This is a genomic window from Massilia sp. 05N420 (assembly GCF_056397205.1).
Window position 1 is genome coordinate 1 of record NZ_JBFTMX010000065.1, and the last position, 16,650, is coordinate 16,650.

The window sequence follows — 16,650 nt, forward strand, 5'->3', positions numbered from 1 at the left end:
CGACCCGTGGCATCCAAATCCACAACAACATCATCTACGCCAACGCCGGCGGCATCCAGGGCCATCTACGCCAACGCCGGCGGCATCCAGGGCCCGATCACGTCCGAAGACGTCGGCAACAGCGTGGCCAACAACCTGGTGTACGGTAACCGCAACAACTTCGACCTGGYCAGCCCGAGCGCCTCGACCAAGACCGGCATCATCAGCGCCGATCCGCAGTTCGTGAACTACATCGCCACCGGCGGTGGCGACTATCGCCTGAAGACCACTTCCCCTGCGATCAGCAAGGGCCAGACCAACTACGCGCCTAGCACCGATTTCAATGGCGTCGCCCGCGGCGCCAAGATCGACATGGGTGCATACGAAACCAACCTCTACTAAGGCAATACCGGGGCCGGCCAGGCCGGCCCATCGCAATATACGGGGCCCGGCCGCCAGGCCGGCCCGGATTTTGCCTACGATGCGATCCCGTGTCCCGCCCTCCCGCAAGCGGTCGGGCTCCGCGAACGCATGAAAGCTGTATATTCGGGACCTCTCGCATGTCCCGCCCTTCCCAGTACGTCCCCGATCACCTGGCAAGTCACTTCCATTTCCTCGTCCGTCAGGGTGGGATGGACCAGGAAAGCGATACTGGTCTCCCCCAATTCCCGCGCCACCTCCAGCCGCTCGCGCGGCCGCATCCCGGTGTCGGCGAACGCCTGTTCCATATACACCTCGGGGCAAGCCCCCACCAGGCAGGGCACGCCGGCCGCCTGGATCTCGCCCACGATGCGATCCCTTGTCCATCCCTCCCACAAGCGATCGGGCTCCACGAAGACATAGAACCTGTAGTATGCATGCTCGACATCAGCGGGTACGGCCGGGACCCTGACAGCGGCGAAATTCCTGCATACGGCTTCGATCCGCTGCGCATTGGCACGCCGTCGTGCGCTCCACCCTTGCATCCGACGCAACTGGATGCGGCCGATCGCGGCCTGCATCTCCATCATGCGCCAGTTGGTGCCAAACGATTCATGCAGCCAGCGGAATCCGGGCGGATGCTCGCGCACGTATATGGCCTGCCACGATTTGCCGTGGTCCTTGAACGACCACATGATCGACCACAACCGCTCGTCGTTGGTCGTCACCATGCCGCCTTCGCCGCCCGTCGTGATGATCTTGTCCTGGCAAAAAGACCATGCACCGACGTGCCCGATGCTGCCGACCATGCGCCCCTTGTAGCGTGCGCCATGTGCCTGCGCACAATCCTCGATCACGTATAGCCCGTGTTCCTTTGCCAGCGCCATGATCGGGTCCATGTCGCATGGCCAGCCAGCCAGGTGCACGCAGATGATCGCCTTCGTGCGATTCGTCAGCACCGGCGCAATCGTTGCAGCACTGATGTTCTGGCTGTCACGGTCGACATCGGCGAATACAGGGGTCGCGCCGGCGGTGACGATGCAGGACGCCGATGCAAAAAAAGTCCGTGGCGTGACGACCACTTCGTCGCCCGGACGGATGCCGATCGCCTTGAGCGCCACGTCCAGCGCCAGGGTACCGTTCGCTAGCGCCACTGCGTGCGAGGTCGTGGCCCAGTCGGCAAACTCCCTTTCGAACGCGCGGCATTCCTCGCCCGTCCAGTAATTGACCCTGTTCGACAGGATGACATTTGCGACCTTTGCCGCCTCTTCAGCGGTAAAGCTCGGCCAGGGGGAAAATTTCGTGTTTAACATGGCATCAACCCAAGATGGTCTTGAAGATGTATACGAGGTCGCGCAGCAGCGAGTAGTTAACGAAATACTCCCTGTTGATCCTCACCTTGTCCGGCCAGATCACGTGGTCGTTGAACCAGACCGGATCCTCGACCTTCGACAGCAGCGCCTCCTCGTCCTTGTACTTGATCGAGGCCGGGCCGGTTATTCCGGGACGCAACAGCAGAATCACGCGGTCCTGTCCCTCGAGCCGGTCGGCGTAGCTGGGGACATCGGGCCGCGGGCCGACGAAACTCATGCTTCCCGCCAGCACATTGAATAGCTGCGGCAACTCGTCGAGTTTGTATTTGCGAAACAGTCTCCCCGACCTGGTGATGGCGGCCAGGTTGTTCGCAGTGATAGGACTGCGTGGCCCGCTGGACGGCCGCATCGTCTTTATCTTGCAGACGCGAATCCGCTTGCCCCGCCGTCCCACCCTCTCATGGACGAAGAAGCCGTTGCTTCTGGTCTCGAGGGCCGCGACCGTCCAGCACAGGGCGATCAATGGCCACAGGAGCGCCAGCCCGACGATGGCAAGGACGATATCGAACAATCGCTTCCAGAAGAAATCAAAGCCAGTCATCGCCATGGCTGCCCCCGTTCACGGCATGCCGCAAGCGGCCAGGAAGCGCTTCCCCAGCACCGGGTAGGTCAGATTCTCGAGCACGAAGGCCTTGCCGCGCTGCCCCATCGCCCGCCGTTCGTTGGCGTCCAGCGCCAGTAGCCTGCTTATGCCCTCGACGACGGCCTGCGGACTTTCCGGCTCGACGGTCAGTCCGCAGCCGGCTTCGCTGACCGGGTCGTTGCCGGCCGCCACCGCATGCAGCACCGGGCGAGCCGCCATCATGTAATCCATCAGCTTGTTCGGTGCGATGCCGAAACGATACAAAGGTTGGCGATGCCAGCCGATGTAAGCAATGTCGAAGGATCGCAACAACGATGGAATGGCACGTTTGGAAACCGGTTCGAGGAACCAGATATTGCTGAGGTTTTCGAGAGCGGCACGCTGCTGCAGGCGCGTCTTTTCCGGTCCTGAACCGACCAGCACGAACGCAATGGGCTCGCCACGCACCAGCCGGGCCGCATCGAGCAGGTTGTCCAGGGCGTTCGAGACGCCGTGGTTGCCCGCATAGCCGACAACGGCCATGCCCTGGGCGCGTAGTCTTGCCAGCAAGTTGCCGGCCTCCTCAGGCAGCTCACCCACCGTGTCCTGCCACTCGGCCGGATCGATGCCGTTGGTCACGAGATGCAGCTTGTCCGGCGCCAATCCGCGCGATTCCATGTACTCGCGCACTTTGGGCAGGATCGATACGACGCTGTCGGCGTTGCGATATGCGAAGTCTTCCGCTTGCTGCACGAGCATGATGAAGGGGTGCCATTTCGACATCCCGCCCAGTTCCATCGGCGAAAGAGGCCATAGGTCGTGCACTTCGAACAGCAGCCTGGCACCAGCGAGCCGCGCAATGCGGTGTGCCGGCCAGATGTCCATCGGATAGGTACTGGAAGCGATGACCACATCAGGCCGGAAATCGCGTGCCAGCCGGCTGGCGTCGCGATACAGATTCATGACGAAGGAGGCCATGTTCCTGACACGGCCGATGCCGTTGCCCCGATAGGCTGGCGTCCGCAGCCAGCTGTATTCGATGCCGTCGATGGTTTCGTCCAGGCGCGGCGCACCGGCCAGATCCGGTTGATGGGTGCGGATGTGTGAATTATCCGACGCCATGATGCGGACGCGGTGACCAGCGCGCACCCACTCGCGCGCCAGGTAGTAAGGGCGGTATTCCATGCCATGCCGGGGCGAGCCGGCGTAGTGGTTGATCAGCAGGATGTTCATCCGGTCCTCCAGGCTGAGGGACAAACTCGGGTCTAGCGTGGATAGAGGTGATGCTTGCGCAGCCGGTTGACGCCATTGCGCATCCATTGCACCGGCTCGTAGAGGTTGCGGTAGTCGCGGAAGGACTTGATCGGTGCGCGCATGATGCGCTCGAACTGCTCCTGCGACAGGCGCAATTTCTTCACGACGTAGACCAGGTCCTGCTGCTGCAGCTCTTCCGGGTAAGGGGGGTTCTGCATCTCCGCCAGCGCCTGTGCCCTGGTGATCTGCCCGGCATTGATCAGGTCCGACAGGTGGCCGTATCGCTTGTCGACGCCGAACTTGCGCGGCAGGACATAGCCCTGGTAGAAGCGTGTGTAGATCGATTCATGGTGCTTGCCGCCGTAATCCTTCCAGCCCAGCTGGTTGCGCAGCAAATCCATCGCCTCTGCCTTGTCGTAGTCGACGTAATTGAGGATGGAGACGATGCGGATGCCGCGCAGGACGTTGACGTAGACAAGGTACGGCAGGCTGAAGTGCGGATAGGTCGTCAGCTTGACGCTGCCGAAGCGACGGTGCACGTCCTTGATATAGCGCCAGTCGGAGTGTCCGTACGACCAGTCGGGCACGCTGGTCGATTCGGTAGCGAAATTCAACCCCGAGATGATGTACTTGATGCCCCGTGCCGCCGCTTCTTTCCACAGCAAGGCGCCGATCGCGTGATCGGTGGGGATCTCCCCATCCGGCGTCGAGGCCTCGAGGAAGGCGCGCTGCAGGTCGCGGAACTCTTCCCAGTCGACGACATGGGTGTGCAGATCGATGCCGATGTTGCGCAACACGCGTTCAATGTTCTTTGTCGCGAGTTCGGAATTCCAGCCATTGTCGAAGTGCACGGCAAGCGGACGCAGGCCCTGCTGCTTGACCAGCCAGGCCACGTAGGTACTGTCGACCCCGCCGCTGACGCCGATGATGCAGTCATACTCACGTCCCCGTCCGGCGGCACTGATGCGCTCGACCAGGGCACGCAAGGCCTCGCGTCCGCGAATGCCGCGCAGCCGGCGAGCATTGACCAGTCCGTCATAGCGGAGGCAGTGGCAGCACAGGCCCTGTTCGTCGAACGTGATGCTGCGATCGGCCACGGTATCCATGATGCAGCGGGTACAGGCCCGATAAGTCTGCCCGGAAGTGGTCGGGTAGGTGAGGTTTTGCGTAAGGGACGTCATTTGAATAGCCTTTCGAGTTCTTCATACTCGGGATACGTGATAAGCACGGCATTGTGCTTCCCATGGAAAACGAACATGCTGCCGGCCGCCAGCCCGGACGCGCCGGCGCCCGCCCCCGCACGGAGATCGGGCAAGCCGGCCGCGCCGCCGGCGGCCACCACCGGAATCGACACCGCTTTGCAGAGCCGTCCCACCAGTTCCAGGTCGTAGCCTTCCATCGTGCCGTCGCGGTCGATCGCATTCAGCAGGATCTCTCCGGCGCCAAGCCCTTCCATCGCGCGCGCGTACTCGACCGGCTCGCGCTTCAGGTCGCGTGTGCCGCCCGCCACGCAGACCGTGTACTTGCCCATCCAGTTGCGGCGTACGTCGATCGACACGATCACCCCCGAGCGGCCAGCCAGCGCAGCCGCTTCCTCGACCAGCTGCGGCTGGTCGGCGGCGGCAGTGTTGAGCACCACCTTTTCGACCCCGAGCGCGTAGAGGCGCTTGATGTGGTCGATACTGGTGATCCCGCCGCCATAGGCGAACGGCATAAAGGCTTCGCTCGCGATGTCGGCCAGGAGTTCGAAATCGGGAGCGCCCCGTCCGCCGGCGATACCGATGTCGAGGAAGACCAGTTCATCGACTTCCTTCTCGTTAAAGATGCGTACCGCATTCACCGGGTCGCCGATGTAGCGGGGGTTCTTGAACTTCACCGTCTTTACCAGCCCGCGGTTTCGCATCAGCAGGCAGGGAATCACTCGAGCGTGCAACATCACATCTCCGTAAAGTTATGCAGCAATTCCATACCGAAGCGATGGCTCTTTTCCGGGTGAAACTGGACCCCATATACATTGTCGCGTTGGACCATCGCTACGAATTCGCCGCCGTAACCGGCCCCGGCCAGCACATCGGCGCCGTCGCGGCAAACCAAGTGATATGAGTGGCAGAAATAGAATCGGGACCGGATCTCCAGCGCACGCAACAAGGTGCTATCGCGCCGCGGCAATAGCGGACTCCAGCCCATATGAGGCACCTTGAAGCCGCTGTCGGCGCTGAAGCGGAAGCGCTGCGCTTCGGCGTCGAGCAGGCCCAGCCCATCAAGCCTGCCTTCCTCGCTGCGCCTGCCCAGCATCTGCATGCCCAGGCAAACGCCCAGCAAAGGCACCTTGTCGCGCAGGGCCTTCCGGCGCAGCGGTTCCACGAGGCCGCGCTCGGTGAGCGCGGCGATGCCGTTGTCGAACGCGCCTACGCCAGGCAGGATGATCTTCTCGGCCCGGTCGATGTCGCTGGCGGTCGATGCCAGCTGTGCCTGCGCGCCGACCTTGCGCAGCATGTTGAGCATCGAACCCAGGTTGCAGACGCCGTAATCAATGACAGAGATCATGCTTCACCTCCCATGGCTGTTTCGCCGTGCCTTGGAAAGAACGCAAGCCGAGCGTATCGAGATAGAGTGCTTCGAGCGTCTTCTCCTGTCCTTCCCAGCAAAATTCGCCGGCGGTTCGCGTCAGCGCTGCCTGCAAGGCATGCGGGTCGCGCCCCAGCAAGGACAAAACGCCTTCGCGGATCGCCGCCGGCGAGATGTCGCTTGCCACTTCGCCGATCGCATGCCTGCGCACGAATTCACTTTGCTCCCTGGTGGGTGAAACCAACACCGGCTTGCCTGCCATCACGTATTCGAACAACTTATTGGGCATGCAGTATTCATAGCTGAGCGACGTGGGTTCAATCACGGACAATCCGAAATCCGCTGCGGCGGTGTAATCGAGCAGGCATTCCGGCGCCACCGCCGGGTGGTAATGGATGCCGGGAAGGTGTTTCGCTTCTTTGGCGACCCAGTCAGCCAAGGATCCGTAGCCCATCACGACCAGTGCCGCGCGCCCGGCCAGTGCTGAAAATGCCTCGACCAGGATTCGAATTCCCCGGCCTTCGCCGATATACCCCTGGTACAGAAAGATCGGCGTGCCGGGCTCGATCGAAAACGCGGTACGAAAATGGTCCGATGGTTTTACCTGGCGGCGCGAGGGGCAGTTGTACAGCACCGTCGTGTTGTGCAGCCCATACTCGCGGACATACCACTGCTCGATCGCACTTCCCACGAAAATGCAATGGTCTGCGTGCCCGATCAGCCTGCGCTCGACCTGCCTGGTCAGCAACTTGCGCATGCCGGACAAGTTATTGGTTTCCGTCTCGAGCTCATGGGCGTCATACACGAGCTTGGCCTTTGTTTTACGCTTGAGCAGGACCCCGAGCGGTAATGTCGCGACGCTATGGCAGTTCACGCATCCGAGTTCTTCCTTGCGGTAAAGATGGTAGACCGCACGGCTCCAACTGGCGGTGCGTGCCAGCTTGCCCACCAGACCGCTGCCTTTGCGTTGACCAGGGCGCACGATGCAAATGTCGTCCTGCAGCTTCTCGACGGGCGCCAAGCCCTCCTCTCCCACACCCACGAGGTCGATCCGGTCGAAAAGCGCCAGCTGCGACAGTGAGCCAGCCTCGCGCAAGATCCGGCTCTCGTTCAGGAATGCTGACGGATACAGATGAATATTGATCATGGTCCGTTTCCTTTTCGTTTATCCGGCACCTGCGCTTGCCGTGTCCTGTTGCAATAGTTCGCGTAGGCGCCCATCGCAGCGCCGGCGAGCATGTCATCGAAGGTCTTGGCTGTCATCAGCAGGAACAGCGACATGCAGATCAGGTTCCAGGCCAGCAGGCATTGGCCGGACCGGGTTCGGCCCAGCCAGCCGCGGACGAACAGCCTGAACGTGGTAAGCGCCAGCATCAGCAACAGGTAGGCGAAGCCGAAAAAGCCGAGGTCGACCCAGGCCGACAGGATGTTGTGCGAGTACCCGCCCGGGGGATAGCTGGCGTAATCGCCCAGCAAGGGGTGGTTTGTGATCGTCGACAGAGCGTGCCGCGTGAGGTCATGCCTGGCATTCGCGGAGTCGGAGTGGGACAGATCGAACAATTCCCACACCCGGCTGTCGGGCGCGTTTTCCATCAACGTCTGTGGACTGATACTGAACAGGGCAACACCCAGCACCAGGATGCAAAGGACGTGTAGCCAGTTTTTCGCCCGATACAGCTCGACAAGCGGYAGCACGAACAGGACGGCGACCAATTCGCTGCGCGAACCGTTCAGGAACAGAGCCGCAACCGCCATGCAGTAAAGTGCCAGGCGTGCGACGAGCAGCCGGACAAAACAGATAACCGCGACGAAGGTCAGTACGTAGGAGCGGGCGAACCCCTGGTAGGTCGCCACACTTTCCGGGTTGCTCGGGTCGCCAAGCTGTCCAGGCTGGAAACTGCCGTCCGTCGAAAACAGGAAGATGGTCGCGGACATGATCATCAAGGAAACCAGCGTCAACATCGCCATCTTCCGGTTGAAAAAATCGACGTTCTTGAAGATCAGGTAGATATTGATGAAATAGAGAATCGACAGCACGTGGGTCTGCACGATGGTGGCGTCGGCACCGAAGGCGGCGTTGATCACGACAATCACCAGGAAGTAGGCCAGGAAAAAGCCGAATTGCACGTCGGTCGGCGCTATCCGGTACCTGGCGATCTTGACCGCGCGGAGGTAGGCGTACACGAGCGGCCCCACCAGTACGATGGAAACGATTGCGAAATACCCACCCAGGAAAGCCCGCATGACACCCATGCCTATCAGCGTCTGGTAGAAAAAGAAGCCGGGAAAAAGGAGCAGGAAAGCGACCGGCTCCGGTCCGGAAGGGTTGACCGCTCTGGTCCTGGCTGCGAGGGCGTAAGTGGCGTGCATGGGATCTCCGCTAGTTGATCAGCTCGCAATACATTGCCCTATCGGCCTCGTCCGACAACGACGAGTTGTGCCAGAGCAGGGTGAAATTGCCATCGAAGCGGCGGCAAACCTGCTTGTAGTGCTCCATGGCGGCGAGCGCACGGTCTCCATGCCCCAGACCCATGTTTTCCTCGTCGAGGACCGAGTTTTCCATGACCACCAGCGGCCGCTGCTTCAGTCCAAGTGGCCGGCGCTCGGCGAGGTCATACATCGTGTATTCTTGACAAGTTCCGGTACGAAAACCGGCGACCGTCGGGTAGGACAAGGTGCTGTCGTAGCTCAACGCGTTCTCATCCCACAAGCGGGCAGTCTCTGTCACGTCCCAGCGCAGGTAGTGCTGGCGTCCGCCCAATTCCTCCTGGACGATGCCCTCCTCCTCCATCGCGCGGCGCAGGGTCGCGACCGAGCGGGCGAACACAGTCGGGTGGCGGTAGGTGTTATAGCCGGGATGGATACCGACCAGGTGTCCGCGCGCATGGACCATCCGCAACAGTCCTCGCATACGGGGATCGTCGAGGCTGGGGGCCAGATCCATGCTGCTATCGGTCGGGGCAGGAATGAAGTTAAAGGTCACCTGGTTGCCGGCCTTCTCGTTGACATCCATGATCCAGGACAGCGCGTGCCAGTAAGGATCGCGCGCCTGGTTGCCGCGCCTGACCTCCCAGTAATTGCTTACTGTGGGGATCAGCGCGCTGAGCGAACGTTGCCGGTATGCGTGCCCCAGCAATCTCTTCCCAAGGCGGAACATCGATGCGCAGGCGGGATCGAAGGGCAAGTCGACGTCGCAGCTGACCAGCGTGCGCGCCACACGCCGTTTGCGTTCGAGTCCGGGCCACAAGCGCGACATCGTCGCCCACAGGATTTCCACGTACTCGTCGACGACCGGGCGGCACAGGAAATCGAGGCGTGCGGCCAGCGACGCGGCGGCCGGGAAGCGGTCATGCCGGTCGCGCGTGCTGCTTGTCAACTCCTCCTGGCGCGCAAGCATGAAGAATGCCGATCCGAACACGTCGAGCATCAAGCTCGCACGTACGCCATCGAATGTGACGCCAGGCTCGCCGAACAGGATGGGAATGTTCGGCTCGGATAGCCGGACCTCGAGGCCGCTCTCGGCAAGGTCCCAGTATCGAGGGATGTCCGCGCCCTCCATGCCGACCGCGAAGAAGGCATCCGACAAATCCAGTGTCTTGCCCGCTGAGCTCATGCGCACCGTCTCCCCAGGGTTGAACGTGAGCGTGTACTCCAGCCCCAGAAATTGACCGAGGACGACGTCCGCAATCCAGCGGCGCTCGGGGATCCAGCTTGCAGGGAGAGCAAGGTGCAACATTATTTTTTCCCGATGAGTGACAGCATGGTCTGGCGAACCATGAGGAGGCGCGACGGCGTTTTGCTGATGTGAAAATACGGCGTGGGCGTACCTCCAAACGAGCGCATGAAGGCTGCGACCGGTTCGATCATCGAACCGCAAAAGTTGTACTCGCGAGTGACGCCGGCTGCGTGCAGGATTGTCGCCCACAGGCAGAGGCTGTTCGCGCCGCTCTGGCGGTAGGCCGGATCCATCCCTGCAATCAAGCCGTAGGCACTGTGCTGATCCCAGACGAAGTAGTAACCGGCGTGCGGTACGCCAGCCTCATCCATCACAATGATCACCTTGCAGCAGCCGCGTTTTTGGCATGCGGCATCCAGCCTGTAGGCCAGTTCGTCTGCAAACGATGACGCCAGTCCTTGGCGTTCAAACGTTTTGTGGTTCAGCTCGAGAAGTACGTCGATAGGCAAGTCGTCGCGCACCTGTAAACGATTTTCCCTTTCCAGCTTGCTTAGCAAGCGACGYACTTTGCCGTCCAGTCCCGTCCATAGTTTTTCCCTGTCGGACAAGTCAGGCAGGATGAAAGAATAGTATGTCGTTTGCCTGAAGCCATTCCAGAAAAAAGGCTGCCAGTTCCAGAGGCGGGAATCCCAGGTTTGCGCGAAGTGATCGAAAGGCGGCAATTGATCGATCAGCGCCTGCATGAGTTCTCTTTCGTTGCTGAATTGAACCGACGGCTTGCCTTCGAGCTGGTGGAGCCAGGGTCCAAGGATCGGTGTCAACGCCGGTTGGGTGAGGATCTGCATGCCCAGCCGCCGGCGCAGCACATAGGGCATGGCAGCGACAACCACCCCGTTCTTCTTCACGAGCGCGACATCCCATCCCTCGGGTCCGACCGCCGCGTCCAGCCACCAGTCGCGGGCGAACATGTGCAATGAAGCTTCCTGCTGGCAGAATGCGCGATACTCGTCCTTGGGCGAGCCTGCACTCTCCCGCGGCTCTGCCTCCTCGGTCAGTTGTGACTGCTCCACCTCTAATAGTGCTTCCTTGGTCGCTGCAGTTGTCATGCACCCTCCAGAAACTAAAAAAGGTTCAGTGTCCGCTTGCCAAGGCCGACCTCAGGCCCTGTCGCAAACGCAACAGCCGCGATGGTGTTTTGCTGATCGTGAATATGGGCGTCTGTTCGGTTGCGAAGCTGCGAACATAGGGCTCGATGGAAGGATTCATATTTCCGAGAAAATCGTATTTCGGCGCCACCGTCGCGCAGAACTTTATAGTTTCCCATTGGCAGAAACTCGGCGCGCCCGTGTGCCACAGCTTGGGATCGGATCCTTTTATTAACGCATATGCGCAATGGCTGTCCCAGACCGTGTATGTGCCGGCCACATGCCTTCCTGTCTCGTCGACGGCGATATTGATCCTGCGGCAGTTGTGCTCGACACAGGCGGCATCGATCCGGCGCAGGCAATCGTCGGAAAATGACTGCGAAATGCCGCGATTGGCGAGCGTCATTTTATGCAGGGCCAGGAAGGCGTCCAACGGCAGGTCGCTGCGAATATGTAAGTTGTAGCGATCAATTGCTTGCTTGCAGTGCTTTCGTCGCGAGCCCTCGAACTGTTTCCAGAGTTCGCGCAGGTCATGCAGGGCGGGGATCACATAGGTGTATTCCGTGGTCTGGCTGAAGCCATTCCAGTAAAACGGCAGCCAGTTCGACAAGTTCTTGTTCCAGGTCTGCCTGAAATGGTCGAAACGTGGCAACTGCTCGATCAGTGCATGCATGATCTTTTGTTCATTGTTGAGCCTGGTCCTGGTGGTCATTCCTATCTTCGGTATCCATGGACCAAGCATTGGCGTCAGGGGCGGTTGCTGGATGACCTCCATGCCGACGCGGCGGACGATGGCAAAYGGCATTGCACCGATGATCTGTTCGTTTCTCTTGACCAGCACCACGTCCCAATTGGCCGGCCCCACCGCGGCATCGAGCCACCAGTCGGTGGAAAATATCGGGATCGACGACTCCTTTTCACATAGCCTGCGATACTCGGTTTTGCGGGATAGCGCACCGGCGTGGCTCGGTGGGCTTTCCGCTTGCGTGTCGACGAAATTTCTCACGATTGCATCCATTGCTCGCTCCGGTCATGGAAAGTTCATTAGTCATTGCAGCTGTTCAATCCGGCCGACTGCCCGATGCCGCGAATCGCCGGCGCACGCGAACCTGTAACTGGCAACGAGGTTCACGAGGTCGAATGTGCAGTAGATGGCCGTGAAGGCGGCCACATAGGTTTTTTCATCGAGCGGGACGACATAGTGCGAGCCCGCCGCGAGCACGAGAAAGACCAATAGGCCGACCTGCCACAGGAATTCAAAACGGTTTCGCTGCGCAACGATTGCCACTAGGCTCAAGGGGTTACTGATGAAGCGCAGGTAGAACATCGGGCACATGAGTTGCGCGTATTCCCCGGCTATACGCCACCGTTCGCCGAATACGATCGCAAACAGTGCGGGAGCGCAAAACAGCAAGACCAGGAACGGCGGCGTCGCAATCGCCGTCAATTTCCTCAGCGTGGACAGGAATTGGCTCCGGCAATTCTCGCCCGCATGGAAGCGCTCGGCGATTTCCTGTCGAAAAACGTCGCCGACCGAGGTGGATATCAGCGAAAGAGGCAGCGCGACCACCCTTTCCGCAAGCATGAAAAATCCTGCAGCAGACAAGCCGAACGTCATGTTGATGAAAATCGCCGGCAGTTGTATCGAAAGCGCTCCCAGCGCATGTGCCGGAACCAGAAGCTGCGGGTAGCTCTTGTAACGTTTTGCCAACGCCCACATTCTCCCGGCATCGATGGCGCGCCAATAACGCGGGCTATGGCGGCGCATCATGTTCGCCATCAATCCTATCGCCAGCGTCTGCCCGGAAATAAGACCGATTACCAGTCCACCGGCGCCGGCACGCATCAGTCCAAGGCCGAGCTGCACCGTCGCCGTTCCGCCGCTATGCAGCACGCGCCGGTGCGCCATCATGAAGTACAGTTTGTGCCGGTTGCTCCAGTAATTGAGATTCGTATAGATACCGTTCAACAGGACCGCAAGCGGTACCAGATACAGCCAGGTCGACATCGCCTGGTTTCCCAGTGCATTGGCAATCGGCCGATTGAACGCGCACATGCACGCAAACAGGACGGCACTCACAAGCAGACTGATCACCACCGACAAGGCCGCGAGGTTGGTGGCATCCCCGTCTTTCCGCGGCAGCATGATCGCCAATTCATAGCGGCCGGTCGACATTACCGAAAGCGGCGATACGACTGCGACAAACAGCGCGAGCACGCCGAACTGCTCTGGCGTATAAATGCGCGCCAGCACCGGCATGACCGCGAGTGGTATGAGCTGTGCCAGTCCCGTGCCGGTCATCAGCGTCAGTACATTCCGGTTGAATTCGGCGCCAAGAAAAGCTCTGACGGTATTTAACATGGATAAACCCATTCTCCCCACCCTTTCTGCCGGCGGACGCGTCTCGACATGAACGGCCGATCGTCGAATCGACCGCCAATACACTTCCGAACACAATCCCCATGTCCGGAAGCCATCGAATCAATGCCTAAATTGCCGCTGAACGCGGATAGGAACCATAAGCGCCCAAACGCGGCGCCATATCGTTCAGCAGCACGCCTTCGAGCGGAATACCAGCGCGATTCAAGTGATTGATCGACTCGTTGATTTCGCTTTCTTTGGTGCTGCTGAAACGCGCGACCATGAACACCGCACCAGCCTGTGCCCCGATGATCAGCGCATCGGCACCTACCAGCAGCGGGGGCGAGTCGAGTAGAACCAGGTCGTATCGGCTGCTGGCTTGCTTCAGCAGGTGTCCGAAATTAGGGTGGAGCAGGAACTCGGGATCGCTCGGCGGGAGCTCACCGGTCGGAATGAAATCGAGCTTGTCGACCAGGCCATGGTGGATGACTTCATCGATCGTTGCCTTCCCGAGAATCGCGGATGACAATCCGCGCTCGCGGTTCACCCCCAGGTAATTGCACAGGCTGCCGCTGCGCATGTCGGTATCGACCAGCAGCACGCTCCTGCCGCTCGCCGCGATCACCGCGGCAAGATTGGCGGTAACGAAGGATTTGCCGACACCGTGCGTGGGGCCGGTGAACATCACAATATTGTTCTTGAAATGAGACAGCGAAAACAGCAAGGCTGAGCGGAAACTGCGCAGACTTTCGACGGCCGGATCCTCGGGCATGACCGTGGCCAGGATCGGCGATACGCTGCCGCTGCCCTGTGCCTTGTGCATCAGTTTGTCCTGGTTGCTGCTATGCGGAATCAGTGCATAAACAGCGCGTGAACGCAGCATGCGTTCGATTTTTTGCTCGTCATCGATTCCTCCCTTGATCGCCTTGCGCGCGAAGGCTGCCACGCTCCCAAGGAATAAACCAGTGACGGCAGCCAGCGCCACGATGAGAGGACGATTCGGCTTGATCGGCTGTTCGGGAGGGATGGGCATGTCCACCATCCGCACGTTGCTGACTTGCCCGACCGTGGCCAGACGTAGCTGCTGTGCGCTGTTCGACAATGCCACGTAGAGTTCGGTGTTGACCTTGATCTCACGTGTCAGCCTGGCCTCGTCCTGCTCCAGAACGGGCATGCCCTTGATGCGGGCCTCGGCTCTCGCGAGCTCGGCGTCGACTTCCTTGCGCTGGAGGTCGATCGCTTCGACCTGAGGGTGATTTTCCGTGAGGCGCGCCAACAGTTCGGCTTTCTTTTGTATCAGGTCGGTACGGCGCGCGCGCGCTGCTGCCGCTTGCGCCAGGTTCACGCGCGCTTCTTCGTTGAGGTCCACCGTACTGTGTGCATTGCGGAAGCGGGTATAGCGGTCTTCTGCCTGCTCCAGCTGCTTCTTCAGGATAGGCAGTTGCTCATTCAGGAAGGCCAGCGACTTTTCTGCTGCCTCGGCCTTGCGTGCCAGGTTCTGGCGCATGTATTCGCGGCCGATCTCGCTCAGCACGAGATAGGTTCGGCGCGCACTGTCGCCCTGCAGCTTAACTTCGATAACCCCGGATTGCTTGCCGTGCTCGGCGACCACGAGTGCGTTCTGGATGGCCGCGGTCGTCGACAGAAGCGACGTGCGACGCAGCACGAACAGCGCTCCCGGCTTGGCGGACATGCGATCGACCTTCAATTCGATCATGCCTTGGGTAGTAGGCACCCGATAGTGCTGGCCGACCGTACCGTCGAACACGGTGGCTTGGCCGCCGCCGGAAAAGCGGTAGCGTTGATCGCCGAGCGCCGTGAGCGTGAACTGGCGGCCCAGCCAGGCTTCCGGCACCTCGAACAGCGACACCTCGGCCTTCTCCTTGCCCCAGACATAGCCGCCGTAGCCAAACAGGCCGTGATTCGACAAGTCATTGCCCAGCTTGCTTGCAATCCAGGCGCCCACAAGCGGGAAGTACTTTGGCTCGACGTCGATGTACAGCTTCAGGTTGTTGACAGCACGTGACACGACCATGCGCGAGCGCAGCAACTCCATCTCGGCAATCGGCGCCTTCTTGGTCTCGAAAAGCGACGAGGCTTCGCTCATCATGTTTTTCGACGCGTTCGGGCTCTCCTCCTCGACGTACAGCGTCATGTCGGCCTCGAACACCGGCTTGATGGTCAAGGTATATAACATGGCCGACAAGGTGACGACGGCAGTGATCCAGACGATCAGCCAGCGGCCGCTGTACAGAGCGGACAGTCCACTCTTGAGGTCGAGAGGGGATTCCCACTGTGCCCCTTCGGCCGCGGTATCGAAGGGTTCGCCGAGTATCGGCGAACGGGGATTAACATGGATTAAGGCACGATGTTCTCTTACGGTACTCATTATCTTGCTCCTGCACGAATGACCTTACCGCATCATTGCCGGTTGGTGACAAAGACTGCAGAGTTGATGAGCCTCGAGTAAGGAGGCTCGGTTTGCGGTCCCGGTTTGTCAGCATGATCTTGCTTGCCTTGCGCAGGATGCTCCGCCCGTGGTCGCCCGCCTGCGGCAAACCGCCGGCGAGGGTCAAGGATTTTGCGCAGGGCCATCGGGGCGGCACTGATCGACTGCAGTTCGCGGCGCCCGAGCTCGGCGCCGATATTGATCGGCTGGTTGCGATGGTCCCGTGGTCGCGGCGTGTGACGGTGATGGGCCAGAAACTTGGTCAGATTGCGCGGCATTAGCAGATGTGACTGCTTGTCGCCCGGTTCTTGCATACTGAGCATTTCGGCTAGCGGAATCGACAGCAAGAAACGGCAAGCGATGTCGATGTCGATGTCGATGTCGATCGTGGCGGACAAAGCCAGCCTGAGTAAGCTAGATTGAGTTTTCTCAAGGAATTGTTTGTGCCAGATCTTCATGCTGCCTCTCAGACGAGCTACTAAATTCGCACCTGAGGGGTCAGAGTAAAACTAGTTCCCTATCTGGGTTTGGCTTAGATCAAACGTCACCACATCATTTCTTAGGGGTTTTCGCAACACTGCTGAGACCTTGCCGTGATAAATCGCCTTTAGTTCGTCAAGGAACTTGAAGCCAGTCAAGGGTGTCGCACAATACTTCGCAGTTCTTGCTTGAACTACAGCCACTCTGCCGGTTCTGCATGAACTAGGGATCCCGGCGCTGGTGCTGTCGCTCTTTGGTCGCATTGCTCGGGCTGGCCAGGTCGAAGTTGTTGCGGTTACCGTACACCAGGTTGTTGGCCACGCTGTTGCCGACGTCTTCGGACGTGATCGGGCCCTGGATGCCGCCGGCGTTGGCGTAGATG

At 60.1% G+C, this 16,650-nt stretch carries 15 protein-coding genes; 1 reads left to right on the top strand and 14 read right to left on the bottom strand.

The features are described 5' to 3' along the window. Nucleotides 1–381, top strand: a 381-nt coding sequence (locus tag AC1DIX_RS26175; RefSeq protein WP_477328220.1) for a choice-of-anchor Q domain-containing protein, incomplete at its 5' end; no start/stop codon positions are given. Nucleotides 382–455: 74 nt separating this feature from the next. Here AC1DIX_RS26175 and AC1DIX_RS26180 read toward each other — a convergent pair. The 14 genes from AC1DIX_RS26180 to AC1DIX_RS26245 all read right to left on the bottom strand — a co-directional run bounded on the left by AC1DIX_RS26180 (nucleotide 456) and on the right by AC1DIX_RS26245 (nucleotide 16,246). Beyond that, the gene (locus AC1DIX_RS26180) at nucleotides 456–1,712 is read right to left on the bottom strand and encodes a DegT/DnrJ/EryC1/StrS family aminotransferase (protein ID WP_477328221.1); all 1,257 of its coding nucleotides are present in this window, start codon (nucleotides 1,710–1,712) and stop codon (nucleotides 456–458) included. A 4-nt stretch (nucleotides 1,713–1,716) separates the two neighbouring features. Then, on the bottom strand, nucleotides 1,717–2,319 hold the full coding sequence (locus AC1DIX_RS26185; RefSeq protein WP_477328222.1) for a sugar transferase: 603 nt from the start codon (nucleotides 2,317–2,319) through the stop codon (nucleotides 1,717–1,719). Between the two features lie 12 nt (nucleotides 2,320–2,331). Then, entirely contained in the window at nucleotides 2,332–3,567 is a 1,236-nt protein-coding gene (locus AC1DIX_RS26190; RefSeq protein ID WP_477328223.1) for a glycosyltransferase family 4 protein, read from the bottom strand. Nucleotides 3,568–3,599: 32 nt separating this feature from the next. After that, nucleotides 3,600–4,769, bottom strand: a complete 1,170-nt coding sequence (locus AC1DIX_RS26195; RefSeq protein WP_477328224.1) for an N-acetyl sugar amidotransferase — start codon at nucleotides 4,767–4,769, stop codon at nucleotides 3,600–3,602. Continuing rightward, nucleotides 4,766–5,524, bottom strand: a complete 759-nt coding sequence (locus tag AC1DIX_RS26200) for an AglZ/HisF2 family acetamidino modification protein (RefSeq protein ID WP_442124892.1) — start codon at nucleotides 5,522–5,524, stop codon at nucleotides 4,766–4,768. Before AC1DIX_RS26200 ends, AC1DIX_RS26195 begins: the two co-directional genes overlap by 4 nt. Further along, the gene (gene hisH / locus AC1DIX_RS26205) at nucleotides 5,524–6,135 is read right to left on the bottom strand and encodes an imidazole glycerol phosphate synthase subunit HisH (RefSeq protein WP_477328225.1); all 612 of its coding nucleotides are present in this window, start codon (nucleotides 6,133–6,135) and stop codon (nucleotides 5,524–5,526) included. The genes AC1DIX_RS26200 and hisH overlap by 1 nt, the downstream gene beginning before the upstream one ends. Beyond that, complete coding sequence (locus tag AC1DIX_RS26210; RefSeq protein ID WP_477328226.1) at nucleotides 6,119–7,303, bottom strand: glycosyltransferase; 1,185 nt, start codon at nucleotides 7,301–7,303, stop codon at nucleotides 6,119–6,121. The genes hisH and AC1DIX_RS26210 overlap by 17 nt, the downstream gene beginning before the upstream one ends. Next, nucleotides 7,300–8,526 carry an O-antigen ligase family protein gene (locus AC1DIX_RS26215; RefSeq protein WP_477328227.1) on the bottom strand — a complete coding sequence of 409 codons (1,227 nt, stop codon included), beginning with the start codon at nucleotides 8,524–8,526 and terminating at the stop codon, nucleotides 7,300–7,302. Before AC1DIX_RS26215 ends, AC1DIX_RS26210 begins: the two co-directional genes overlap by 4 nt. Nucleotides 8,527–8,536: 10 nt before the next feature. Beyond that, nucleotides 8,537–9,892 carry a polysaccharide deacetylase family protein gene (locus AC1DIX_RS26220; RefSeq protein WP_477328228.1) on the bottom strand — a complete coding sequence of 452 codons (1,356 nt, stop codon included), beginning with the start codon at nucleotides 9,890–9,892 and terminating at the stop codon, nucleotides 8,537–8,539. After that, nucleotides 9,892–10,938 carry a GNAT family N-acetyltransferase gene (locus AC1DIX_RS26225; protein WP_477328229.1) on the bottom strand — a complete coding sequence of 349 codons (1,047 nt, stop codon included), beginning with the start codon at nucleotides 10,936–10,938 and terminating at the stop codon, nucleotides 9,892–9,894. Before AC1DIX_RS26225 ends, AC1DIX_RS26220 begins: the two co-directional genes overlap by 1 nt. Before the next feature lie 25 nt (nucleotides 10,939–10,963). Then, entirely contained in the window at nucleotides 10,964–11,995 is a 1,032-nt protein-coding gene (locus tag AC1DIX_RS26230; protein WP_477328230.1) for a GNAT family N-acetyltransferase, read from the bottom strand. 30 nt (nucleotides 11,996–12,025) lie between these two features. Further along, nucleotides 12,026–13,339, bottom strand: a complete 1,314-nt coding sequence (locus AC1DIX_RS26235) for a lipopolysaccharide biosynthesis protein (RefSeq protein WP_477328231.1) — start codon at nucleotides 13,337–13,339, stop codon at nucleotides 12,026–12,028. Between the two features lie 127 nt (nucleotides 13,340–13,466). Continuing rightward, entirely contained in the window at nucleotides 13,467–15,728 is a 2,262-nt protein-coding gene (locus tag AC1DIX_RS26240; RefSeq protein ID WP_477328232.1) for a polysaccharide biosynthesis tyrosine autokinase, read from the bottom strand. 32 nt (nucleotides 15,729–15,760) lie between these two features. After that, complete coding sequence (locus tag AC1DIX_RS26245; RefSeq protein ID WP_477328233.1) at nucleotides 15,761–16,246, bottom strand: hypothetical protein; 486 nt, start codon at nucleotides 16,244–16,246, stop codon at nucleotides 15,761–15,763. Nucleotides 16,247–16,650 lie beyond the last annotated feature (404 nt).